Below are 25,240 nucleotides of genomic sequence, written 5' to 3' on the forward strand. Positions count from 1 at the left end.
ATGCCGCACCACGCGGTGTCGAAGCACCAACTCAACGCAGCCGCTCACCAAGTTGGCTCGATACTTGCGTTCCTTGCCCGTTTTTTGCGCAAGGAAGCCACGGCATGGATGGTCTGAAATCCGGCGTCGACACACTGTTCCTGTTGATCGGCGCCGTCATGGTGCTCGCGATGCACGCGGGCTTTGCATTTCTCGAACTCGGCACGGTCCGCAAGAAGAACCAGGTCAACGCGCTCGTGAAGATCCTGGTCGACTTCTCGGTGTCGACGCTCGCGTATTTCTTCATCGGCTACACGATCGCGTACGGCGTCGAGTTCTTCGACGATATCGGCACGCTGTCGCAGCACAGCGGCTACGCGCTGGTGCGCTTCTTCTTCCTGCTGACCTTCGCGGCGGCGATCCCCGCGATCGTGTCGGGCGGCATCGCCGAGCGTGCGAAGTTCAATCCGCAGCTCGTCGCGACGCTGATCATCGTCGGCTTCATCTATCCGTTCTTCGAAGGGATCGCCTGGAACAACCGCTTCGGCGTGCAGGCCTGGCTCACGCACGCGTTCGGTGCGCCGTTTCACGATTTCGCGGGCTCCGTCGTCGTGCACGCGTTCGGCGGCTGGGTCGCGCTGCCGGCCGTGCTGCTGCTCGGCGCGCGCCACGGCCGCTATGCGAAGGACGGCCGGATCGCCGCGCACCCGCCGTCGAACATCCCGTTCCTCGCGCTCGGCGCGTGGGTGCTCGCGGTCGGCTGGTTCGGCTTCAACGTGATGAGCGCGCAGACGCTCGACAAGATCAGCGGCCTCGTCGCCGTGAACTCGCTGATGGCGATGGTCGGCGGCACGCTCGCCGCGTGGATGGCCGGCCGCAACGACCCGGGCTTCACGTACAACGGGCCGCTCGCGGGCCTCGTCGCGGTGTGCGCGGGCTCCGACGTGATGCACCCGATCGGCGCGCTCGTCACGGGCGCCGCCGCCGGCGCGCTGTTCGTCGCGATGTTCACCTGCGTCCAGAACAAGTGGCGCATCGACGACGTGCTCGGCGTGTGGCCGCTGCACGGCATGTGCGGCGCGCTCGGCGGCCTCGCGGCCGGCGTGTTCGGCCTGCCCGCGCTCGGCGGTCTCGGCGGCGTGTCGTTCATGTCGCAGCTCGTCGGCACGCTCGGCGGCATCGCGATCGCGACCGCGGGCGGCACGCTCGTCTACGGCGCGCTGAAAGCGACCGTCGGGCTGCGCCTCGACCGCGAAGCCGAGTTCGACGGCGCGGACCTGTCGATCCACCGGATCTCGGCGACCCCCGAACGCGATTGAGCGCCTGACGAACGCCCGACACATCATTACGTTTTCAATTCAAAAAACTTTCATCGAGCATCCTTACACTTCCGTCCAGTTTTCAATTTGCCTTCGCCAAGCTTGCCGAGCACCTGCTTCGCGAAGGCCATTCTTCCAACAACTGAAACTGGACTCCACATGCCCGCGTTGCCCAATGCTGCCCGTCGTCAGGCCCTGAAGATCCTCGCCGGTGCGCCGATGCTTCCCCTTTCCGGCCTCGCGCTGCCGGCCCTGCTGACGGGTTGCGGCGGCGACGACAATCCGGCGTCGACGCCGGCCCCGGTCGCTGCTGCGTACACGTCGGCGACGTTCTCGGCGATGGCCGCGCCTTCGCTCGACAACGCGGCCGCGATGGCCACGACGACGGTCGGCTCGACGCTGTCGGTGTCGTTCTCGGACGGCTCCGCGCGCAACTTCAAGCTGGCGTACCGGCCGTTCTTCGTGACGGGCGACATGGTGCCGGACGGCAAGGGCGGCACGACGCTCGCGGGCGGCTACTACGACATCAACAACCAGCCGATCATCGATCGCTCGGTTGCCGGCAAGGAGCGCCAGTTCTATTCCGACTGCCCGGACGGCAGCTCGCTGCTGACGCTGAAGAACGCAAACGTGCCCGGCGTGAAGGGCAACACCGTGTTCGCCGTCGTGCAGTTCGAATACACGACGCGCGACCAGGCCAGCGCATCGCAGTACGGCCAGCTGCCGTCGCCGATCGCGGTGCTGACGCTCGACCAGGATCCGGCCAACGGCGCGCTGAAGGTCGTCAAGTACCACAACGTCGACACGTCGAAGGCGCACGGCCTGTGGATCACGTGCGGCGCGAGCCTGTCGCCGTGGGGCACGCACCTGTCGAGCGAGGAGTACGAGCCGGACGCGACGAAGGTCGCGACCGACGCGCAGTTCAAGGCGTTCAGCAAGAACACGTTCGGCGACGAGACGAAGGCGAACCCCTACCACTACGGCCACCTGCCCGAGATCACCGTGAATCCGGACGGCACGGGCACCGTGAAGAAGCACTACTGCCTCGGCCGCATCTCGCACGAGCTGATCCAGGTGATGCCGGACCAGCGCACCGTGATGATGGGTGACGACGCAACCAACGGCGGCCTGTTCATGTTCGTCGCCGACAAGGCGGCCGACCTGTCGGCCGGCACGCTGTACGTCGCGAAGTGGACGCAGACGTCGTCCGCCGGCGCGGGCACCGCGACGCTCACGTGGATCAGGATCGGCCACGCAACGAGCAGCGAGATCGAAGCGCTCGCGAACACGCTGAAGGCGTCGGACATCATGGACCTGACGACCACCGACCCGAACGATGCGAGCTACGCGAAGATCCACTTCGGCGGCAAGTTCAACTGGATGCGCGTGAAGCCGGGGATGGAAAAGGCGGCCGCGTTCCTCGAGACGCACCGCTATGCGGCGCTGCTCGGCGGCAGCATGGGCTTCACGAAGCTCGAAGGCACGACCGTGAACGCGAAGGACAAGATCGTCTACACGGCGATGTCGCGGATCGAGACGTCGATGGTCAAGGGCAATGCGGTGTCGCGCGACGTCGCGGTCGACAAGAAGATCGCCGCGGGCGCCGTCTATGCACTGAACCTGAAGGGCAGCCAGCGCGACACGACGGGCAGCGCGATCGACAGCGAATGGGTGCCGGTCGACATGGGCGCGCCGGCCGCGCTCGTCGGCGAGGATCTCGCCGCGGCCGATGGCCTCGGCAACCTCGCGAACCCGGACAAGATCGCGAACCCGGACAACCTGAAGTTCTCCGAAAAGCTGCGCACGCTCTTCATCGGCGAAGACTCGGGCATGCACGTGAACAACTTCCTGTGGGCCTACAACGTCGACACGAAGTCGCTGGTGCGCGTGCTGTCGTGCCCGGCCGGCGCCGAATCGACGGGCCTGCACGCGGTCGACGAGATCAACGGCTGGACCTACATCATGAGCAACTTCCAGCACGCGGGCGACTGGGAATCGCCGCTGCACGACAAGGTCAAGCCGACGCTCGATCCGCTCGTGCGCGCGAACTTCAAGGACCGCTTCGGCGCCAGCGTCGGCTACCTGACCGCCGAGCAGACCAGCATCAAGCTCGCGAAGGCCTGACCGGGCCACGCGAGGAGGGCCTGCCCGTTTGGCCGGGCCCGCCGTTCTTCATCACCGTTCATTCGTCGGCGCTCCACGCCGTTTGATGCGCGATGCCCAATGCGGGTATCGCGCTTTTTTTTTGCGCATGCGAATCGCACAAAGCGCGCGCGCAAACAGACACCGCCCGCGTTCAAACAGGGGGTTTCGACGATCGGGGGATAATGCGGGCCTGACTCGTCCGGGCGGACGAGCGGAAAGACGGGCAAAAAAAAGCGCCACGGAGACCGTGGCGCTAAAAAAGTTCTAGCCATTCCGAGGGCCGTGCTAGAACCTGAGAGACTGCGCGAAACATCGTTGCCGGTTAAACTCTTGAAACGATGTTTCGAAAACGTGAGACATTCTTTCCGTTTCCGCCCGACAAGTCAAGCGGTATTTGCACCGGTTCATGCACTTTCTGGCAACGCTCATTTGAGCGTTTTCCTAATAAACCAAGGGTGAACCCGTAAAATCTCATCCAATGACCGGTTTGCCAGCAGAACATGCATCCTTTGACAATAGTCCTACAATACCAACAAAATTGAAATCGAGTTTCGGAATTAGAGAGAATCCCTCGTGTCGACAACTGTAACCCCTCCCGCGTCGCGGGACCGTGAATCGTCGCCCGACGAGATCACCGCCCTCGCCCGCGGCCTCGCCGTGCTGCGCCGCATCGCGGCGGCTGATGCGCCCGTCAGCAACCGCGAGCTGACCGAACTGACCGGCATCCCGAAGCCGACCGTCTCGCGCATCACCGCGACGCTCGTCAGCGCCGGCTTCCTGTTCCAGTTGCCCGACAGCGAGCGCTTCGTGCTCACCGCGTCGGTGCTCGAACTGAGCCACGGCTTCCTGCGCAACTTCGACATCCGCGCGCGCTCACGGCCGTTCATGATCGAGCTGGCCGAACGCACGTCGCTGTCCGTGCACCTCGCGGTGCGCGACTGGCTCGACATGGTCGCGATCGACGTGATCCGGCCGCGTTCGGCCGTGCTCGTCACGCGCCTCGAAATCGGCTCGCGGATGGACATCGCGCGCACCGCGGTAGGCCGCGCGTATCTCGCCGCGCTCGAGGACGACGAGCGCCGCCTGCTGCTCGAGTCGCTGCGCACCACGGCGGGCGACGACTGGCCGCATGTATCGGCACGCCTGAACCCCGCGCTGGACGATGCGATGCGCGACGGCCACGCGATCGCGATCGGCGAATGGCGCGAAGGCCTGAATGCCGTCGCGGCCGGTTTCGTCGGCCCGTCGGGCCAGCGCTATTCGGTGAATTGCGGTGGCGCGTCGCACCAGTGCCCGCCCGAATGGCTGAACGAACACGTGGTGCCCGCGCTGCACGAATGCATCGCGAAAATCACGCGCGAAATCGGCGGCGCACCGGCCCGGCGCATCGCCGTGTAATCGTTTCGTCATCGTCCTGTCGCGTTCTGTAACGACCGTAACCCGATGAAAGATAGACCACTGGACTGTAACGGGGACGGGACGTAGGATCATGCCCATCGTCGCGCCGCATTCGCGGTGCGCACCGCTCTTTTCCCGCGCAGGCCGGCGGGGCCCCGGACCGAGCCGGGCGCCCCCTCCCGGCACCGCTCGCCCACGCGCAGCCCAGCAGTCCGATTTCCGGCACGCCGCGCCGTCTTCCTGACAGATCACGATGGATAACGAACAAAAGCCCACGCCTCCTTCGAAAGACCCCGCGTCCCCCGCCGCGCGGCGCCCGCGCCGCACGCTGATGGCCGGCGCGCTCGCGGTCGTCGTCATCGGCGGCCTGCTGTGGTGGCACCCGTGGAACCGCACGCCGGCAACCGGCACTGCCGCGAGCGGCGCGGGCGCAAGCGCGACCGGTGCTGCCGGCGGCCACCGCGGTCGCGGCGGCCCCGCCGCAATGGCGAACATTCCGCAGCCCGTGCAGGTCGCGACCGCGACGCAGGGTGAAATGCCGATCGTGCTGTCCGCGCTCGGCACCGTCACGCCGCTCGCGAACGTGACGGTCAAGACGCAGTTGTCCGGCTACCTGCAATCGGTGGCGTTCCAGGAAGGCCAGATCGTCAAGAAGGGCGACGTGCTCGCACAGATCGACCCGCGCCCGTACCAGGTGTCGCTCGAGAACGCCGAAGGCACGCACGCGCGCGACTCCGCGTTGCTCGCAACGGCCCGCCTCGATCTGAAGCGCTACCAGACGCTGCTGTCGCAGGACTCGATCGCGTCGCAGACCGTCGATACGCAGGCGTCACTCGTCAAGCAATACGAAGGGGCGGTGAAGACCGACCAGGCCGCGATCGATTCCGCGAAGCTGAACCTCACGTATGCGCGCATCACCGCGCCGGTGTCGGGCCGCGTCGGCCTGCGCCAGGTCGACCCCGGCAACTACGTGACGCCGGGCGATGCCAACGGCCTCGTCGTGATCACGCAGCTGCAGCCGATGAGCGTGATCTTCACGACATCGGAAGACAACCTGCCGCAGATCCTCAAGCAGGTGAACGCGGGCCAGAAGCTGTCGGTCACCGCGTACAACCGCAACAACACGGTGCCGCTCGAGACGGGCTCGCTCGCGACGCTCGACAACCAGATCGACACGAGCACCGGCACCGTCAAGCTGCGCGCGAACTTCGATAACAAGGAAGGCATGCTGTTCCCGAATCAGTTCGTGAACACGCGCCTGCTCGTCGACGTGCTGCGCAACGCGACGATCGTGCCGACCTCGGCCGTGCTGACCGGCTCGATCGGCCAGTTCGTCTACGTCGTGAAATCCGACAACACGGTGACGGTGCGCAAGGTCGCGATCGGCCCGGTCGACGGCGAACGCACGAGCATCGTCAGCGGCGTCGCACTCGGCGAGCGCGTGGTGACCGACGGCTCCGACCGCCTGCGCGAAGGCGCGACGATCTCGATCCCGGCCGACAAGCCGAAAGGCGCGTCGGGCACGCGCGGCGCCGCTGCGGCGTCGGGGGCATCGGGCGCCGGCGGCCATCGCGGCGAACACAAGCACGGCGCGTCGCAGGCAGCGGCCTCCGCGGCCCAGTAACGCGCGGGCCGCTCGATGAATCCATCCCGCCTCTTCATTCTCCGGCCGGTCGGCACCGCCCTCCTGATGGCGGCGATCATGCTGGCCGGTCTCGTCGCGCTGCGCTTCCTGCCGCTCGCCGCGCTGCCGGAAGTCGACTATCCGACGATCCAGGTCCAGACCTTCTACCCGGGCGCGAGCCCGGAGGTGATGACCTCGTCGGTCACCGCACCGCTCGAACGGCAGTTCGGGCAGATGCCGTCGCTGAACCAGATGTCGTCGCAAAGCTCGGCCGGCTCGTCCGTGATCACGCTGCAGTTCTCGCTCGACCTGCCGCTCGACATCGCCGAACAGGAAGTACAGGCCGCGATCAACGCGGCCGGCAACCTGCTGCCGTCGGACCTCCCTGCCCCGCCGATCTACGCGAAGGTCAACCCGGCCGACGCGCCGGTGCTGACGCTCGCGGTCACGTCGAAGACGCTGCCGCTCACGCAGGTGCAGGATCTCGCCGACACGCGCCTCGCGATGAAGATCTCGCAGATCGCGGGCGTCGGCCTCGTCAGCCTGTCGGGCGGCAACCGCCCGGCCGTGCGGATCCAGGCGAACCCGACCGCGCTCGCGCAATACGGGATGAACCTCGACGACCTGCGCACGACGATCTCGAACCTGAACGTGAACACGCCGAAGGGCAACTTCGACGGCCCGACGCGCGCGTACACGATCAACGCGAACGACCAGCTCACGAGCGCCGACCAGTACAACAGCGCGGTCGTCGCGTACAAGAACGGCCGCCCGGTGATGCTCACCGACGTCGCGACGGTGGTCGCCGGCTCCGAAAACACCAAGCTCGGCGCGTGGGTGAACAAGGAGCCCGCGATCATCCTGAACGTGCAGCGCCAGCCGGGCGCGAACGTGATCCAGACGGTCGACGCGATCAAGGCGCAGCTGCCGAAGCTGCAGGAAACGCTGCCGGCCGCGCTCGACGTGCAGATCGTCACCGACCGCACGACGATGATCCGTGCCGCCGTGCGCGACGTGCAGTTCGAACTGCTGCTCGCGGTCGGGCTGGTCGTGCTGGTGATGTACCTGTTCCTCGCGAACATCTACGCGACGATCATCCCGAGCCTGTCGGTGCCGCTGTCGCTGATCGGCACGCTCGCGGTGATGTACATGGCCGGCTTCTCGCTGAACAACCTGTCACTGATGGCGCTCACCATCGCGACCGGCTTCGTCGTCGACGACGCGATCGTGATGATCGAGAACATCGCGCGCTACGTCGAGGAAGGCGAAACGGGGCTCGAGGCCGCGCTGAAGGGCTCGAAGCAGATCGGCTTCACGATCATCTCGCTGACGGTGTCGCTGATCGCGGTGCTGATCCCGCTGCTGTTCATGGGCGACGTGGTCGGGCGCCTGTTCCATGAATTCGCGATCACGCTCGCGGTAACGATCGTGATCTCGGCGATCGTGTCGCTCACGCTCGTGCCGATGATGTGCGCGAAGCTGCTGCGCCATTCGCCGCCGCCCGAAAGCCATCGCTTCGAAGCGCGCGTGCACCAGGCGATCGACTGGGTGATCGCGCGCTACGCGGTCGCGCTCGAATGGGTGCTGAACCGCCAGCGCTCGACGCTCGTCGTCGCGCTGCTGACGCTCGCGCTGACGGGCCTGCTGTACGTCTACGTGCCGAAGGGCTTCTTCCCCGCGCAGGACACCGGCGTGATCCAGGCGATCACGCAGGCGCCGCAGTCGATCTCGTACGGTGCGATGGCCGAACGCCAGCAGGCGCTCGCGGCCGAGATCCTGAAGGATCCGAACGTCGAGAGCCTGACGTCGTTCATCGGCGTCGACGGCAGCAACATCACGCTGAACAGCGGCCGGATGCTGATCAACCTGAAGGCACGCGACGACCGTTCCGAAACGGCCGCGCAGATCATCCGCGACCTGCAGCACCGTGTGTCGAACATCACCGGCATCTCGCTGTTCATGCAGTCGGTGCAGGACCTGACGATCGACTCGACCGTCAGCCCGACGCAGTACCAGTTCATGCTGACGAGCCCGAACTCGGAGGAATTCTCGACCTGGGTGCCGAAGCTCGTCGCGCGGCTGCAGCAGGAGCCGTCGCTCGCCGACGTCGCGACCGATCTGCAGAGCAACGGCCAGTCCGTCTACATCGAGATCGATCGCGCGAGTGCCGCGCGCTTCGGCATCACGCCGGCGACCGTCGACAACGCGCTGTACGACGCATTCGGCCAGCGCATCGTGTCGACGATCTTCACGCAGTCGAACCAGTACCGCGTGATTCTCGAATCCGAGCCGAAGGAGCAGCACTACGCGCAATCGCTGAACGACATCTACCTGCCGTCGGCCGGCGGCGGCCAGGTGCCGCTGTCGTCGATCGCGTCGTTCCACGAGCGGCCGTCGCCGCTCTTGGTCGCGCACCTGTCGCAGTTCCCGTCCACCACCATCTCGTTCAACCTCGCGGCAGGCGCGTCGCTCGGCGAGGCGGTCAAGGCGATCGACGCCGCCGAGAAGGACATCGGGCTGCCCGGGTCGTTCCAGACGCGCTTCCAGGGCGCGGCGCTCGCGTTCCAGGCATCGCTGTCGAACCAGCTGTTCCTGATCCTCGCCGCGGTCATCACGATGTACATCGTGCTCGGCGTGCTGTACGAGAGCTACATCCACCCGATCACGATCCTGTCGACGCTGCCGTCGGCCGGCGTCGGCGCGCTGCTCGCGCTGATCGTCACCGGGCACGACCTCGACATCATCGGGATCATCGGCATCGTGCTGTTGATCGGTATCGTGAAGAAAAACGCGATCATGATGATCGACTTCGCGCTCGAGGCCGAGCGCGTCGAAGGCAAGCCGCCGCGCGAGGCGATCTACCAGGCGTGCCTGCTGCGCTTCCGGCCGATCCTGATGACGACGCTCGCCGCGCTGCTCGGCGCGGTGCCGCTGATCGTCGGCTCCGGCGCGGGCTCCGAGCTGCGCCAGCCGCTCGGGATCGCGATCGCCGGCGGCCTGATCGTGTCGCAGGTGCTGACGCTGTTCACGACGCCCGTGATCTACCTCGGCTTCGACTCGCTCGCGCGCCGCGTGCGCGGCTGGTTCGAACGCCACGGCCCGCAAGCCGGCACGCGCACGGATGCGTAAGCGATGAACCTGTCGCGCCCCTTCATCACCCGCCCCGTCGCGACGACGCTGCTCGCGATCGGCGTCGCGCTCGCGGGCCTGTTCGCGTTCGTCAAGCTGCCGGTGTCGCCGCTGCCGCAGGTCGACTTCCCGACGATCTCGGTGCAGGCGTCGCTGCCCGGCGCGAGCCCCGAGACCGTCGCGACCAGCGTGACGAGCCCGCTCGAACGGCACCTCGGCTCGATCGCGGACGTCTCCGAAATGACGTCGACGAGCACGGTCGGCAACGCGCGGATCATCCTGCAGTTCGGCCTGAACCGCGACATCGACGGCGCCGCACGCGACGTGCAGGCCGCGATCAACGCGGCCCGCGCCGACCTGCCCGCCGCGCTGAAGAGCAACCCGACCTACCGCAAGGTCAACCCGGCCGACTCGCCGATCATGATCGTGTCGCTGACGTCGGAGACCTCGTCGCCCGCGAAGCTGTACGACTCCGCGTCGACGGTGCTGCAACAGTCGCTGTCGCAGATCGACGGGATCGGCCAGGTGACGGTGAGCGGCTCCGCGAACCCGGCCGTGCGGGTCGAGCTCGAGCCGCAAGCGCTGTTCCATTACGGAATCGGCCTCGAGGACGTGCGCGCCGCGTTGGCGTCCGCGAACGCCAACGCGCCGAAGGGCGCGATCGAGTTCGGCCCGCAGCACTACCAGCTGTATACGAACGACCAGGCGTCCGAGGCGTCGCAGTATCGCGACCTCGTCGTCGCGTACCGCAACGGCGCAGCCGTGCGGCTGTCCGACCTGTCCGACGTCGTCGATTCGGTCGAGGATCTCCGCAACCTCGGCCTGTCGAACGGCAAGCGCGCGGTGCTCGTGATCCTCTACCGCTCCCCCGGCGCGAACATCATCGACACGATCGACCGCGTGCGCGCGGCGCTGCCGCAGCTCACCGCGTCGTTGCCGGCCGACATCACGGTCACGCCGGTGCTCGACCGTTCGACCACCATCCGCGCGTCGCTGAAGGACACCGAGCACACGCTGCTGATCGCGGTGAGCCTTGTCGTGATGGTCGTGTTCCTGTTCCTGCGCAACTGGCGCGCGACGCTGATCCCGAGCGTCGCGGTGCCGATCTCGATCATCGGCACGTTCGGCGCGATGTACCTGCTCGGCTTCTCGATCGACAACCTGTCGCTGATGGCGCTGATCGTTGCGACCGGCTTCGTCGTCGACGATGCGATCGTCGTGCTCGAGAACATCTCGCGGCATATCGAGAACGGCAAGTCGCGCATGCAGGCCGCGTTCGACGGTGCGCGCGAGGTCGGCTTCACCGTGCTGTCGATGAGCATTTCGCTCGTCGCGGTGTTCCTGCCGATCCTGCTGATGGGCGGCATCGTCGGGCGCCTGTTCCGCGAGTTCGCGCTGACGCTGTCGCTCGCGATCGCCGTGTCGCTCGCGGTGTCGCTCACGGTCACGCCGATGATGTGCGCGCGCCTGCTGCCCGAGTCGCACGAACCGCAGAGCGAAGGCCGCTTCGCGCGATTCCTGGAACGCTGTTTCACCCGCATGCAGCGCGGCTACGAGCGCTCGCTGTCGTGGGCGCTGCGCCGGCCCCTGCTGATCCTGCTGACGCTGTTCGCGACGGTCGGGCTGAACGTCTACCTGTACATCGTCGTGCCGAAGGGCTTCTTCCCGCAGCAGGACACCGGGCTGATGATCGGCGGCATCCAGGCCGACCAGTCGACGTCGTTCCAGGCGATGAAGCTGAAGTTCTCCGAGATGATGCGGATCGTGCAGAGCAACCCGAACGTGAAGAGCGTCGCGGGCTTCACCGGCGGCACGCAGACCAACTCGGGCTTCATGTTCGTCACGCTGAAGGATCGCACCGAGCGCAAGCTGTCGGCCGACCAGGTGATCCAGCAGCTGCGTCCGCCGCTGGCGGACGTCGCGGGTGCGCGCACGTTCCTGCAGGCGGCGCAGGACATCCGCGTCGGCGGCCGGCAGAGCAACGCGCAGTACCAGTTCACGCTGCTCGGCGATTCGAGCACCGACCTGTACAAGTGGGGGCCGATCCTGACCGAGGCGCTGCAGAAGCGCCCCGAGCTGACCGACGTGAACTCCGACCAGCAGCAAGGCGGCCTCGAGGCGATGGTGACGATCGACCGCGCGACGGCCGCACGGTTCGGCATCAAGCCCGCGCAGATCGACAACACGCTGTACGACGCATTCGGCCAGCGCCAGGTCTCGACGATCTACAACCCGCTGAACCAGTACCACGTGGTGATGGAAGTCGCGCCGAAATACTGGCAGAGCCCCGAGATGCTGAACCAGGTGTGGGTCAGCACGTCGGGCGGCAGCGCGAACGGCTCGCAGACCACCAACGCGGCCGCCGGCACCTACGTCGCGACGTCGGCCGGCACGTCGAGCGCCGGCACGGCCACGCAGAGCGCCGCGGCGATCGCGTCCGACTCCGCGCGCAACCAGGCGCTCAACTCGATCGCGGCGAGCGGCAAGTCGAGCGCGTCGTCGGGTGCGTCGGTGTCGACGTCGAAGTCGACGATGATCCCGCTGTCGGCAATCGCGACGTTCGGGCCGAGCACGACGCCGCTGTCGGTCAACCACCAGGGGCTGTTCGTCGCGACGACGATCTCGTTCAACCTGCCGCCCGGCGTGTCGCTGTCGCAGGCGACGCAGGTGATCTACCAGACGATGGCGCAGCTCGGCGTCCCGCCGACCATCGTCGGCAGCTTCCAGGGCACCGCGCAGGCGTTCCAGCAGTCGATGAACGACCAGCCGATCCTGATCCTCGCGGCGCTGCTGGCCGTCTATATCGTGCTCGGGATCCTGTACGAGAGCTACATCCACCCGATCACGATCCTGTCGACGCTGCCGTCGGCCGGCGTCGGCGCGCTGCTGGCGCTGCTGCTGTTCAAGACCGAGTTCAGCATCATTGCGCTGATCGGCGTGATCCTGCTGATCGGTATCGTGAAGAAGAACGCGATCATGATGGTCGACTTCGCGATCGACCAGACGCGCAACAACCACAAGTCGTCGTTCGACGCGATCCACGAGGCGTGCCTGCTGCGCTTCCGCCCGATCATGATGACGACGATGGCCGCGCTGCTCGGTGCGCTGCCGCTCGCGTTCGGCAGCGGCGACGGCGCCGAGCTGCGTGCGCCGCTCGGGATCGCGATCGCCGGCGGCCTGATCGTGTCGCAGGTGCTGACGCTCTATACGACGCCGGTCGTCTACCTGTACATGGACCGGTTCCGCGTGTGGGGCGAGAAACGCCGCAACCGCCGCGGGAATTCCGGCGGGCCGGCCGTCGCCGGGGAGTGATGAAAGCGGCCGCCCTCGGGCGGCCGTTTTTTCGCGCTTGAACCGCAGCGACGATCGGCTATCGTGAGTCCATGCCCACCGCGGGGCCCTTCACGGGGACACACCATGAACGTCCAGCTCAACCATACGATCGTCTGGTGCCGCGACAAGCGCGCGTCGAGCCGCTTCCTCACCGAGCTGCTGGAACTCCCGCCGCCGACGCCGTTCGGCGCGATGCTGGTCGTCCCGCTCGGCAACGGCGTATCGCTCGATTTTTACGAACAGCCGGGAGAGATCGCGTCGCAGCATTACGCGTTCCTGCTCGACGAAGCAGGCTTCGATCGCGTGCTCGCGCGCATTCGCGAGCGCGGGCTGCCGCACTGGGCCGATCCGGCGAAGCGGCAACCCGGTGACATCTACCGCCACAACGGCGGCCGCGGCGTGTATTTCGACGATCCGGACGGCCACTTCCTCGAAGTGATGACGCAGCCTTATGCGCTGAACGGCTAGTTCGACGGGCCGGCGTTGCACCGCCCGGTATCGTGGCGCGGATGCCGTCCCGCTCGGGACGGCATCCGGCCGACCGACGTTACTCGGCAGCGTCCGCCGCCGTCTTGCGCGGACGACGCGCGCGCGGTGCGGCCTTGCGGGCCGGCTTCTTCGGCTTGGCAGCGGCCGGCGCTTCCGCCACCGCTTCGACCGGCGCCGCGTCGTGCGACGGCTGGGCGGCGGCACGCTCGCCACCGGCATCGCCTGCCGCCGGCCCGGCGTGCGTCACCGTCACATGCCGCTCGTCGCCCTGCTCCGCGTCGCGATGCGCGTCGTCGGCATGCTTGCCGTGCGCGTGCTTGTCGCCGCCGTGCTTCGCCCCGTCGTGGATCGCGTCTTCGGTCTTCCCGGTCGCGTGACGGCCAGCGCTCTTCGCGGCGGCGCCCTTCTTCGCGCCTGCCTTCTTCGCCGCGGTCTTGCGCGCGCGCTTGCGGCCATCCTTCGCATCGCCATGCGCGTCGGCCACTTCGGCCGCTTCGGCCGTTTCCGCCGGCGACGTCATCGGTGCCACCTCGGCAACCTCAGCCACTTCCGCGTCGTCCGCTTCGACCTGCACGCTTTCGTGCACGACCGCTTCCGCCCGCTGCCCGCGACGTTGCGCATTGCGCCCGGCCCGCGCCGGCTCGGCCGCACGCGTACCGTGGTGCGCGCCGCCGTGCCCGCCGCCCTCACCGCCCGCCGCGACGTGCTCCGCAGCCGCCGACTGGCGTGCCCGCGACACGAACGCGCCCGACTTGTCGTCACGCCCCACTTCGAGCAGGCCGCGCGCCTGCGCTTCGTCGAGCAGGTTGCCGAACGCGCGGAATCCGTAGTACGACTCGTTGAAATCCGGCTTGCGACGCTTGATCGCGCTCTTGAGCACCGACGCCCAGATCTTGCCGACGTCGTCCCGCTCCGACGCGAGCGCGTCGAACGTCTCGACCGCCAGCGCGATCGCCTCGGCCTTGCGCGCGTCCATGTCGTGCTTGCGCGACGGCTCGTCCGGCCGCTTCGCGCCGCCGTTGCCCGCGCGCTGCTGCTGTTCGCGCTTCGCGAGCGCGCGCTGCTGCTCGCGCACCAGATCGTCGTAGAAAATGAATTCGTCGCAGTTCGCGACCAGCAGGTCCGACGTCGATTTCTTCACACCGACGCCGATCACCTTCTTCGCGTTCTCGCGCAGTTTCGACACCAGCGGCGAAAAATCCGAGTCGCCGCTGATGATCACGAACGTATCGACGTGCGACTTCGTGTAGCAGAGGTCGAGCGCGTCCACGACGAGCCGGATGTCGGCCGAGTTCTTGCCCGACTGGCGCACGTGCGGAATCTCGATCAGCTCGAAGCTGGCCTCGTGCATCGACGCCTTGAAGCCCTTGTAGCGATCCCAGTCGCAATAGGCCTTCTTCACGACGATGCTGCCTTTCAGCAGCAGGCGCTCCAGCACGGGCTTGATGTCGAACTTCTCGTACTTCGCGTCGCGCACGCCGAGCGCGACGTTCTCGAAGTCGCAGAACACGGCCATGCTGACGTTGTCCAGGGGTATTGCCATGTGTACTCCAACCAGTGGGCCGACGCGTTGTATGACGTAGCGGCGAAAAATGCATCGCGCACATGATAGCCGGTCGGCGCGTCATTCCCGCATCCGTGTGAATGAATGACGACCGGAATGCCAGTCGCGCCCGCAGATCGCGTGCCCGCGCCGGGCAGCCCTGCTGGCACACGGTGTCTGTATGTCCGATGCCGGCACGCCCGATGCCGGTACGCCCGACGCCGGTACGCCCCTTAATACGCACCCGCCGCAGGGGCAAATCGACATTACACTTGAGTTATCGGTCGTCCGTCCCTATCTGGAAGGATGACGCATCGAGCAAGGAGCGGTTTCATGACGACGAAGGTACTGCTGATTGGCGCGACCGGCCGAACGGGCCAGGCCTGCGCGGATCTGCTGCTCAAGCAGCCGGAGTTCGAGGTCACGGCGCTCGTGCGCCGCCACGGCTATGCGCTGGCGGGCGCACGGGTGGTCGAGGCCGATCTGACGAACGATTTCTCGCACGCATTCCAGGGCATCTCGCACGTGATCTACGCGGCCGGTTCGGCCGAATCGGAGGGCGCGGCCGAAGAGGAGCAGGTCGACCGCGACGCGGTCGCCCGCGCGGCCGAATACGCGCTGGCTTACAACGCGCAAAAGCTCGTGGTGATCAGTTCGCTGTCCGCGTACCGGCCCGAGCTCGGCCCGGACGCACTGCACCACTATTCGCAGATGAAACGCGAAGGCGACGATCGCGTGATCGCGTCGGGCGTCGACTACGCGATCCTGCGCCCCGGCCCGCTCACGGACGATCCGGGTGTCGGCAAGATCGCACTCACCGACGCGTGGTTCGAAGCCGCCCCGCCCGTGTCGCGCCAGGATGTGGCCTGGGCCGCGATCGAGGCGATCAAGCTCGGCATCTCGCGCAAGATCGTCGGCTTCGTCGGCGGCAGCGTGCCGATCGAGCAGGCATTGCGCGCCTAGCGGCTTCGCGCGCGCCGCCACGCGGGCGGCGCGTCGTTCCGTACCGGCGGCCCGCACGACGGGCCGCCCTGACGTGCGGGCACCCGTTTACTGCTTCGGATGCGCGTCGGCCCACGCCTTCACGGCGGCGAGCGTGTTCTCGACGTGCTTGTCGGGCGACATGCTCGTGTATTCGTAAAGAACCTTCCCTTCCGGCGAAATCACGTAGGACACGCGGTTCGCCTTGTCGATCGCCGGCAGCTTCGCGTCGTATTCCCGGATGATCTTCGCGTCCGGATCGGCCGCGACCGGGAACTTGCTCCGGCACTCGCTCACCGAGAACTTCGTCAGCGTGTCGATCTTGTCAGCCGAAACGCCGATCACCGTCGCGCCGTAAGCCTTGTAACGGTCGACGGCGTCCGCGAACGCGTGCGCCTCGATCGTGCAGCCCTTCGTGAACGCGGCCGGGTAGAAATACAGCACGACCGGCCCCTGCTTCAGCGCGTCCGCAAGCGAGTACGTGTAAGTCTTGCCGCCCAGCGACGCCTGCGTCGTGAAATCGGGCGCCGCGGCACCCGGCTTCAATTCCGCCTGCGCCATCAGCGCATGGCCGGCCACCAGTGCCGCCACGGCGGCGCCCAGCAACAGTTTTCGCTTCATCTGCGTCCTCATTTCTTATACAGTCAGCCTCGATGTAGGCCATGCCGGCGTTCGCCTGTCGAACACCTGCCTGACCGATCCGGTCCAGCGGTAGCGCCACCCGCGGCCGGTCCGTTAAAGATTCCGCACAGTCTGCCGTTATTCCTTCCGGACAACCGGTTCCAGCCCTTCACGTCAGCGAGAAACATGGAAGCCAACAGGAAACAGACGTCACGCAAGGGCTCCTGGCGCAGCGCCTTGCATACGCTGCGCCGCTTCGCCTGGTCGGGCGGCGCGCTGATGCCCGCGCGCGCCGGCGCGCCGCGCCGCGACGACTCCGTGCGCAACTGGCTGGAACAGACGGTCGGCACGGTGGATTTCCTCGCCCATGTCGACCGCGAGCTGCGCTTTCTGTATGTATCCGACGCGAGCCTGCGCTTCATCGGCTACCACCGCGACTACCTGCACACGCTGACGCTGCGCGACCTGATCGCTGAACAGGATACCGCGGCGCTCGAAGGCCTGCTTGCGCGCGCCGCGCGTTCCGGCCAGGTCGAGAAGGCGACGATGTGCATCGTCAAGTCGCTCACCTACCCGCTGGACGTCGAAGTCCGCGCGTTCAAGAGCCGCCACCACGGGGTCGACGGGTTTGCGATCGCGGCGTTCGACGTGTCGTCGTGGCGCGCGCTCGAGGCACGCCTGACCTACGAAATGCACCACGACCCGATGACCGGGCTCGACAACCTGTCCGCGCTCGTGCCCGCGCTGATGCGTGCGCAGCAGGCCGCCGACGGGGACGGCACCTGCGCGGCGCTGCTGCTGCTCGATCTCGACGACTACCAGCGGATCAACCGCGCGCTCGGCTACGACGCGGGCGACACGCTGCTGCGCGAGACCGCGCAGCGGCTGAAGGCGCTCGTGACGCCGAACGAACAGCTCGCGCGCGTCGCGAGCGACAAATTCGCGGTCGTGCTCGGCGCGCCGGACCGCACGCAGGCAAGCAATGCCGCCGACGCGCTCGCGCGCCGGCTGCAGGCCGCGGTGCGCGAGCCCTACGTGTACCAGGGGCAGACCGTGCACCTGTCCGCGAGCATCGGTATCGCGCTCTACCCTGACGAGCGCGCCGTGCCGCATCGCGCGCAGCACCACAGCCCGCTGCTGCGCCGCGCCGACCACGCGCTCGCGCAGGCGAAGGCGTCGGGCGGCAATGCGCTCGCGTTTCACGCGCCCGTCGACGATCCGGCCGATGCCGAACGGCTGAAGCTCGAAGCCGACCTGTACGACGGCGTGCGCAACGGCGAGTTTTCGCTCCATTTCCAGCCGATCACGCGCAGCCAGTCGGGCGCGGTGGTCGGCGTCGAGGCACTGATCCGCTGGCGCCACCCGGTGCACGGCCTCGTGCCGCCGGCGACCTTCATTCCGCTCGCCGAATCGATCGGCCTGATCAACTATCTCGGCAACTGGGTGCTCAAGGCCGCGTGCATGCAGCTCGTCGCCTGGGATCGCCAGGGGCTCGCGCTGCAGTACGTGGCGGTCAACGTGTCGCCGCAGCAGTTCCGCGACCCGCGCTTCACGCAGAGCGTGCGCGAGGCGATCGCGCTGACGGGCATCGACCCGCGCCGCATCGTGCTCGAAATCACCGAAAGCCTGCTGATGCACGATCCCGCGCAAGCGAAGGGGCTGCTCGAGGAGCTGACCGATCTCGGCATCCGCTTCGCGATCGACGATTTCGGCACCGGCTATTCGAGCCTCGCGTACCTGCAGCGCTTCCCGCTCGCGAAGCTGAAGATCGATCGCAGTTTCGTCGAGAACCTGCTGACCTCGCGCAACGACCGCGCGATCGTGTCGGCCGTGGTCGGCCTCGCGCAGACACTCGATCTCGAACTCGTCGCGGAAGGCGTCGAGACCGAGGCGCAGCGCGAATTGCTGACGGAGATGGGCTGCAACCATATCCAGGGCTGGCTCGTCTGCCAGGCGCTGCCGTCCGAGGAGCTCGCGCGGCGCTTCGAGGCGCAGCAGCTGCACCTGCACGCCGCCGCCTGACGCGCGCGGCGAACCGGACAGATCCGTATGTCAATCACCGAACACATGCCCCGCACCGCATTGCTCGACAAGCTGTGGGCCCGGATGAACGAACGCGGCGACTTCCCGCTGCTGTCGGAATCGCTGCGCGCGACGATGGCCGCGATGAAGAACGACGACCTCGACTTCACCGCGCTCGTGCGCGTCGTGCTGTCGGACTTCGCGCTCACGCAGAAAGTGCTGCGGCTCGCCAACTCCGCGATGTACATGGCGTTCGGCGGCAACATCACGACCGTGACCCGCGCACTGATGGTGCTCGGCATGGACGCCGTCGGCCATCTGGTCGTCGGGCTCAAGCTCGTCGATCATTTCCACCACAGTACGCCGCGCCGTATCGACGCGAAGCTCGAACTGAACCGCGCGCTGCTGTCCGGCTGCGTCGCGCGCAAGCTCACCGAGCGCGCCGAGCTGCGCGCGGGCGAGGAAGCCGTCGTCTGCACGCTGATGCGCCAGGTCGGCAAGCTGCTGGTCGTCTGCTATCTCGACAGCGAATGGGACCGGATCCGCCGCCGCGCGGCCGAGCTGAACGGCGACGAAGCGGCCGCCTGCATCGATGTGCTCGGCGTCGGCTTCGACGAGATCGGGCTCGAGGCGGCCGGGCGCTGGCGGTTGCCGGACGTGATCCGCGCGGGGATGGCCGACCACGACCACGTGGTCCGCACCGACGCATTCGGCAACGACGAAGACGACCATGACGCGGACCACGCGACCGATGACGGCCCGGCCGAACGCGTCCGCTGGCTGCGCGCGATCAGCCGCTGCTCGACCGACGTCGCGGGCGCGCTCGTGATGCCCGCGAGCCCGCAGCGCGACGCGCGCATCGCGGCGCTCGCGCAGCACTACGGCGCGGAACTCGACATGGAATCCGACGCGCTCGTCGAGATCGCCGAGCGGCTCGCGCGCGAGGAAGCCAGCGACACCATGATGCGCGAGATCGTCGAGCTGCGCGCAAACGCCGATGCGATCGCGCGGGCGCAGGCCGAGCCCGAGGCATGCCTCGAAGCCGGCCTCGCGGACCTGCGCGCGCTACCGTCCGAGCACGTGCTCACCCCCGTGCTCGCGCTCGCGTCGGAAAGCCTGCTGGCCGGCCTCGCGTTCACGCGCACCGTGATGTTCGTGCGGCACGACGACGGCATGTTCGCCGCGCGCCTCGGCTTCGGCCCCGGCGTCGATACGACGCTCGACCGGCTGCGCTTCGACGAGCGCTTCGAGCCGGACGTGTTTCATCTCGCGATCTCGAACTCGGTCGGCATCTTCATCGAGCAGGCGCAGGAGCCGAAGATGCTCAAGCGCCTGCCCGCGTGGTATCTCGACGCGTTCGACGATACGCGCGCGTTCGTGCTGCTGCCGGTGCGCGTCGGCACGACGACCGTCGCGCTGCTGTACGGCGACTGGGCCGGCGCGCAGCCCGCGCGCAAGATCACGCAGCAGGAGATGAGCGTGCTCAACGAGCTCGCACACGAACTGGGCCGGTTCTTCCCGGCCTGACGCGGCCGCCGGCCGGTGCCCGCGCCGCTGGCCGCACCGTTTCCCGCCATTTCCCGCCTCCCAAAAACAAACCGGCCGCATCAGCGGCCGGTTTGCTTGCATCGTGCGATCGAACGCGACGCTTACTTGAGCGTCACGGGCACGCTGAAGTACTTCTTCGCGAGGTTGTCGATCGTGCCGTCGGCCTTCAGTTCCTTCAGCGCCTGATCGAGCGCGGTCTTCAGCGCCGCGTCGTTCTTGCGCAGGCCGAAGCCGACGCCCGAGCCGAGGATCTCTGCGTCGCTCACGGTACCGCCCGCGAACGCGAAGCCCTGGCCTTGCGGCTTCGTCAGGAAGCCCTTCGAACCGGCTTCCGCGTCCTGGAACGTCGCGTCGAGACGGCCCGACTTCAGGTCGGCGTAGGCCAGGTCCTGCGTCTGGTACGGCACGACTTCGACGCCGGCCGGCGCCCACTTCTTCTTCGCGTACGCTTCCTGGATCGTGCCCTGCAGCACGCCGACGCGCTTGCCCTTCAGCGACTGCGGGGTCGGCAGCAGGCCGCTGCCCTGCTTCGCGATCAGCTGGTTCGGGATCGTGTAGATCGCGTCGGTGAACGCGATCGCGTGCTTGCGCTGGTCGGTGATCGTCATGTCCGAGTTGATCGCGTCGAACTTGCGCGCCTGCAGCGCCGGGATCAGGCCGTCGAAGTCGTTCTCGACCCACACGCACTTCGTCTTCAGTTTCGCGCACACCGCGTTGCCGATGTCGATGTCGAAGCCGGTCAGCTTGCCGTCGGGCGTCTTGTATTCGAACGGCGCGTACGAGGCTTCGACGCCGAAACGGATCTCTTTCAGATCCGCCGCCATCGCGCTGCCTGCCGCCACGGCCGATGCCGCCACCACCGCATGCGCGGCCACTTTACGCCAATCCAACTTCATCAGGTGTTCTCCTCGATACTCGAATGTTCCGGAACTACGGGCGCATGCATCATTGCAGGGTCGGATGACCATCGCAATGATGCCGCCGCGCCGTGATGCGGCGCAACAGCCGCAAGGCCGCGATTGTACCAATCCGCGCGGCCCGGTATGGCAAAGCAGCTGCCGACACGCGATGCTGCGCTGCGTGCACAGGCGTCGGCCGGGCTGCCCGCCGAACTTGCAAGACGATGTCGCAAATACGCAAGCGCGACCCGCGGGCCGTCTGCGCGGCGTGCGGGTGTCATCTCGAAAAGGGAATGGTGGCCGGGCGATGCGCGGGTCGCGGGTTGCCGCGGCCGCGCGCTATCGGCACCGTCAGACGAGTGCGGCGAGCGTGTCGCGCGTCGTGTCGACGACGAGCAGGCCCGCGCGCAACCCCGGCTTCACCGACGGATTCGGGAACACGATGCGCTCCTCGTCGTGCTGCACGGTGTAGCGGTAATCGCCGTCCTGCGCGAGCACCGTGCCGCGCGCAAACGCGGTGAAGTTGGCGACGTCGGCCGCAACGAACAGCTCGAGCGCATCGCTCTGCTTCGTGATCTGGTCGATCACCGTGAAGACGCGCGGCAACGGAACGTCGATCCCGGAAGACGCGCCCGACACGAGCTTGCGCACCGCGCGATCGGCCGGCGCGAAGCGCGCCAGGTCGTTCTGGCCGAACGGACGCACCTTGCCGAGTTCCAGCGTGCACGCGAGCGCGCCGCAATGCTCGGCCGTGAAATGCGAATACGTGTTGCCCTTCGCGGTATGCAGCAGCACGGCCGCGATGCGCGCTTCGCCGAGCCATTCGAACATCGTGCGAGTCGGCGGCGTGCCCGTGTGCGGCAGCAGCGCGAATTGCTCGAACACCGACGCGCGGATCGCCGTGTGCATGTCGATGTGCCAGCGCGCGGCGCCGGCCGGCGCGGCCGCGAAGAACGCGGCGGCGGCCGCTTCGAGCTGCGTGGCGCGCGGCGCTTCGCGGCTGTCGGGCACCTGCGCGTGACGGCCGCTGAACAGGCGGTTCAGGTCGTCGTCGAGATAGCGTTCGCCGGCGCGCATCGCCGGCACGTTGCCGAGCACGACGAGCAGCCGGCACGCGAGCGGCAGCGCGCCCGAGGCGAGATCGCGCACGAGCATCGACAGCAGCTCGATCGGCGCCGTCTCGTCGCCGTGCACACCGGCCGACACCAGCACGCTCGCGCGCGCCGTGCCGGCAGCCTCGGCCGCCACCGGTTCGAGCGCGAGCAGCCCGTCGCCGAGCCATTGCCAGCGCACGGCGCCGGCGGCGCAGGTGCCGTCCGTCGCGGACGGCGCGGTACCGGTCAGCGTGAACGCGAGGAAGTCGTCGAGCAGCGCGGCGGCCATGCGGGAATCAGCGCTGGAAGTCATACAGCGAACCGACGCGCAGGATCTGCGTGAGCTCGTCGAGCGCCGTACGCGATTCGTCGAGCAGCGCCGGATCGGCGAGGTCTTCCGGTGCGAGGCGATCGCGATAGTGCCGGTCGATCCACGTGTCGAGCGACGCGAACAGCGTGTCGTTGATCCACACGTTCGACGTGACGGCCGCGCGTTCCGCTTCGTTCAGCACGACGCGCAGGCGCAGGCAGGCAGGGCCGCCGCCGTTCTTCATGCTTTCGCGCAGGTCGAACACGAGCACGTCGTGAATCGGGCCGTTGCCGGCCGCGAGTTCGTCGAGATAGGCCGCGACGTTGCCGTTCTCGCGGCACTCCTGCGGCACGACGAGCACCTGCGAGCCGTCCGCGCGCGACAGCAGCTGGCTGTTGAACAGATACGACGTCACCGCGTCGTTCACGCTCACGGCCGCGTCGGGCACCTCGATCACGTTCAGGCGCGCACCGCGTGCGTCGAGCGCGGCGGTCAGCGTGTCGTAGATCGCCTGCTTGTTGACGAACGCACGCTCGTGCGTGAACAGCGTGTCGCGGTTGCCGACCGAAATCACGTCGTTGTGGAACACACCCGCGTCGATCACGTCCGGATCCTGCTGCGCGTAGACCGTCGCTTCTTCGGCAAGCCCGTGGCGATGCGCGACCGCGCGGCTCGCCTCGAAGGTCTGGCGCGCCGGGAAGCGCTTCGGCTCCGGCCCGCGGCGGTATTCCGCGCGGCCGTACACGAAGAACTCGATGCCCGGCTTGCCGTATTCGGCGCAGAAACGCGTGTGGTTCGCCGCACCTTCGTCGCCGAGTGCCGGCGTGCCGGTCAGCGCTTCATGCACCGCGAAATGCGCGGGATCGGCGAACAGCGTCGACAGCGTGCGGCGCGTCGCATCGTGTTCGATCGCGCGATGCAGCTTGCTGCACAGGTTCGCCGGCGTGAAGTGCACGCGGCCGTCGCTCGTGTCGGCCGACGGGCTGACGGTGGCCGCGTTCGCGGTCCACATCGCCGATGCCGAGCTCGCCGCGGCGAGCAGTTCGGGCGCCTGTTTCGCGGCCTTCGCGATCACGTCCGCGTCCTTGCCGGAGAAGCCGAGCTCGCGCAGCAAGCGCAGCGACGGCCGCTCCTGCGGCGGCAGCACGCCCTGGGCAAAGCCGAGATCCGCGAGCTGCTTCATCTTGCGCAGCCCCTGCTTCGCGGCGGCCTTCGGATTCGCGGCCGACTTTTCGTTGTTGAGCGACGCCACGTTGCCGAACGACAGCCCGGCGTAGTTGTGGGTCGGGCCGACGAGCCCGTCGAAATTGGCTTCTTGTGCGTTCATCGTCGTTCCCTCGATCAGAAATGCAGGCCCGGCGACAGGCTCGCGGGCAAGGTCAGTTGCGTGCTCTCCACCGACGCCATCGGATACGCGCAGTAGTCGGCCGCGTAGTACGCGCTCGGGCGATGGTTGCCCGAGCGGCCCGTGCCGCCGAACGGCGCGGCGGACGATGCGCCGTTGGTCGGGCGGTTCCAGTTGACGATCCCGGCGCGGATCGTGCGGCGGAAGTGTTCCCACACCTTCGCGTCGTCGGCGAGCAGGCCGGCGGACAGGCCGAACGCCGTGTCGTTCGCGCGTTCGATCGCTTCGTCGAACGTCGCGTAGCGGACGATCTGCGCGAGCGGGCCGAAATGTTCTTCATCGGGCAGGTTCGCGACGCCCGTCACGTCGACGATCGCCGCGTTCACGAAGCCGAGGCGCGGGTCGCGCTGCGTCATCGCGATGATCGGCTTCGCGCCCTGCTCGACCAGGCGCGACTGCGCGTCGACGAGCTTCGCCGCCGCACGCGCCGAGATCACCGCACCCATGAACGGTTGCGGATCGGCATCGAACACGTCGGCCGTGATCTTCGACGTGACGTCGGTGAGGCGCGCGAGGAAGCGGTCGCCGAACGCGCCCTGCGGCACGAAGATGCGGCGCGCACACGTGCAGCGCTGGCCGGCCGACAGGAACGCCGACTGGATCGTGTGATGGACGGCCGCGTCGATATCTTCGACTTCGCCGATCACGAGCGGGTTGTTGCCGCCCATCTCGAGCGCGAGCACGATTTCCGGACGGCCGCCGAACTGCTTGTGCAGCAGCGTGCCGGTATCCGAGCTGCCCGTGAAGAACAGCCCGTCGATCTGCCGATGGTTCGCGAGCGCGATGCCCGTGTCCTTCTCGCCCTGCACGAGGTTCAGCACGCCGTCCGGCAAGCCCGCGTCCTTCCACACTTCGACCGTTGCGCGCGCGACGCCCGGTGCGAGCTCCGACGGCTTGAACACGACCGCATTGCCGGCGATCAGCGCGGGCACGATATGGCCGTTCGGCAAGTGGCCGGGGAAGTTGTACGGGCCGAACACCGCGACGACGCCGTGCGGGCGGTGACGCAGCACCGCGACGCCGTCGGCCATGTCCTGGCGCTTCTCGCCGGTGCGTTCCTGGTACGCCTGGATCGAGATGCCGACCTTCGCGGCCATCGACGCGACTTCGGTGCGCGCTTCCCACAGCGGCTTGCCCGTCTCGCGGCCGATCGCGGTTGCGATGGCCTCCTTGCGCTCGTTGAGCAACGCGGCGAAACGCTTGACGATCGCGCAGCGCGATTCGAAGTCGAGCGCCGACCAGCCGGCGAATGCGCGGCGCGCGCTCGCGACCGCACGGTCGACGTCGGCCGCCGACGCGCTTTCGCCCTGCCACGCGATCTCGTCGGTGCCCGGGTTGCGCGAAGCGAACACGGGGCCCGAGCCTGCGACCCAGGCGCCGTCGATGAAGAGTTCCGTCATG

16 protein-coding genes are annotated in these 25,240 nt (G+C 67.6%); 10 read left to right on the forward strand and 6 right to left on the reverse strand.

What is annotated here, in order from left to right:
- Positions 1-104: 104 nt before the first annotated feature.
- From BDI24065_RS21080 to BDI24065_RS21110, 7 genes are all read left to right on the forward strand, one after another.
- Positions 105-1,298: an ammonium transporter gene (locus BDI24065_RS21080; RefSeq protein WP_011351477.1), complete on the forward strand. Its 1,194-nt coding sequence runs from the start codon at positions 105-107 to the stop codon at positions 1,296-1,298.
- Between the two features lie 159 nt (positions 1,299-1,457).
- Complete coding sequence (locus tag BDI24065_RS21085) at positions 1,458-3,422, forward strand: PhoX family protein (protein WP_175032902.1); 1,965 nt, start codon at positions 1,458-1,460, stop codon at positions 3,420-3,422.
- Between the two features lie 594 nt (positions 3,423-4,016).
- Complete coding sequence (locus BDI24065_RS21090; RefSeq protein WP_175032903.1) at positions 4,017-4,841, forward strand: IclR family transcriptional regulator; 825 nt, start codon at positions 4,017-4,019, stop codon at positions 4,839-4,841.
- A gap of 253 nt (positions 4,842-5,094) precedes the next feature.
- Positions 5,095-6,465, forward strand: a complete 1,371-nt coding sequence (locus BDI24065_RS21095) for an MdtA/MuxA family multidrug efflux RND transporter periplasmic adaptor subunit (RefSeq protein ID WP_175032904.1) — start codon at positions 5,095-5,097, stop codon at positions 6,463-6,465.
- 15 nt (positions 6,466-6,480) lie between these two features.
- The gene (locus BDI24065_RS21100) at positions 6,481-9,594 is read left to right on the forward strand and encodes an MdtB/MuxB family multidrug efflux RND transporter permease subunit (RefSeq protein ID WP_175032905.1); all 3,114 of its coding nucleotides are present in this window, start codon (positions 6,481-6,483) and stop codon (positions 9,592-9,594) included.
- Positions 9,595-9,597: 3 nt separating this feature from the next.
- The gene (locus BDI24065_RS21105) at positions 9,598-12,906 is read left to right on the forward strand and encodes an efflux RND transporter permease subunit (protein WP_175032906.1); all 3,309 of its coding nucleotides are present in this window, start codon (positions 9,598-9,600) and stop codon (positions 12,904-12,906) included.
- Between the two features lie 105 nt (positions 12,907-13,011).
- Entirely contained in the window at positions 13,012-13,395 is a 384-nt protein-coding gene (locus BDI24065_RS21110; protein ID WP_175032907.1) for a VOC family protein, read from the forward strand.
- A gap of 79 nt (positions 13,396-13,474) precedes the next feature.
- Here BDI24065_RS21110 and BDI24065_RS21115 read toward each other — a convergent pair whose 3' ends face one another.
- Positions 13,475-14,959 carry an NYN domain-containing protein gene (locus tag BDI24065_RS21115; protein WP_175032908.1) on the reverse strand — a complete coding sequence of 495 codons (1,485 nt, stop codon included), beginning with the start codon at positions 14,957-14,959 and terminating at the stop codon, positions 13,475-13,477.
- 333 nt (positions 14,960-15,292) lie between these two features.
- On the opposite strand from BDI24065_RS21115, the gene BDI24065_RS21120 reads away from it, so the two are divergent.
- Positions 15,293-15,922, forward strand: a complete 630-nt coding sequence (locus BDI24065_RS21120) for an NAD(P)H-binding protein (protein WP_175032909.1) — start codon at positions 15,293-15,295, stop codon at positions 15,920-15,922.
- An 87-nt stretch (positions 15,923-16,009) separates the two neighbouring features.
- Here the strand turns inward: BDI24065_RS21120 and BDI24065_RS21125 are convergent, their stop codons facing one another.
- Positions 16,010-16,561 carry a peroxiredoxin gene (locus tag BDI24065_RS21125; protein WP_089430805.1) on the reverse strand — a complete coding sequence of 184 codons (552 nt, stop codon included), beginning with the start codon at positions 16,559-16,561 and terminating at the stop codon, positions 16,010-16,012.
- A gap of 279 nt (positions 16,562-16,840) precedes the next feature.
- On the opposite strand from BDI24065_RS21125, the gene cdpA reads away from it, so the two are divergent.
- Both cdpA and BDI24065_RS21135 read left to right on the forward strand, forming a co-directional pair.
- The gene (gene cdpA / locus BDI24065_RS21130; RefSeq protein ID WP_217481825.1) at positions 16,841-18,583 is read left to right on the forward strand and encodes a cyclic di-GMP phosphodiesterase CdpA; all 1,743 of its coding nucleotides are present in this window, start codon (positions 16,841-16,843) and stop codon (positions 18,581-18,583) included.
- A 27-nt stretch (positions 18,584-18,610) separates the two neighbouring features.
- Complete coding sequence (locus BDI24065_RS21135) at positions 18,611-20,110, forward strand: HDOD domain-containing protein (protein WP_175032911.1); 1,500 nt, start codon at positions 18,611-18,613, stop codon at positions 20,108-20,110.
- A gap of 122 nt (positions 20,111-20,232) precedes the next feature.
- Here BDI24065_RS21135 and BDI24065_RS21140 read toward each other — a convergent pair whose 3' ends face one another.
- The 4 genes from BDI24065_RS21140 to astD all read right to left on the reverse strand — a co-directional run bounded on the left by BDI24065_RS21140 (position 20,233) and on the right by astD (position 25,239).
- A complete protein-coding gene (locus BDI24065_RS21140) occupies positions 20,233-21,027 on the reverse strand; it encodes an ABC transporter substrate-binding protein (RefSeq protein ID WP_043182082.1) in 795 nt (264 codons plus the stop codon).
- Positions 21,028-21,381: 354 nt separating this feature from the next.
- On the reverse strand, positions 21,382-22,437 hold the full coding sequence (gene astE, locus BDI24065_RS21145; protein WP_175032912.1) for a succinylglutamate desuccinylase: 1,056 nt from the start codon (positions 22,435-22,437) through the stop codon (positions 21,382-21,384).
- The gene (gene astB / locus BDI24065_RS21150) at positions 22,421-23,761 is read right to left on the reverse strand and encodes an N-succinylarginine dihydrolase (protein WP_175032913.1); all 1,341 of its coding nucleotides are present in this window, start codon (positions 23,759-23,761) and stop codon (positions 22,421-22,423) included. Before astB ends, astE begins: the two co-directional genes overlap by 17 nt.
- 14 nt (positions 23,762-23,775) lie before the next feature.
- Positions 23,776-25,239: a succinylglutamate-semialdehyde dehydrogenase gene (gene astD / locus BDI24065_RS21155; protein WP_175032914.1), complete on the reverse strand. Its 1,464-nt coding sequence runs from the start codon at positions 25,237-25,239 to the stop codon at positions 23,776-23,778.
- Position 25,240: the final 1 nt, after the last annotated feature.

This window comes from Burkholderia lata, assembly GCF_902499025.1.
Lineage (GTDB): Bacteria > Pseudomonadota > Gammaproteobacteria > Burkholderiales > Burkholderiaceae > Burkholderia > Burkholderia lata_C.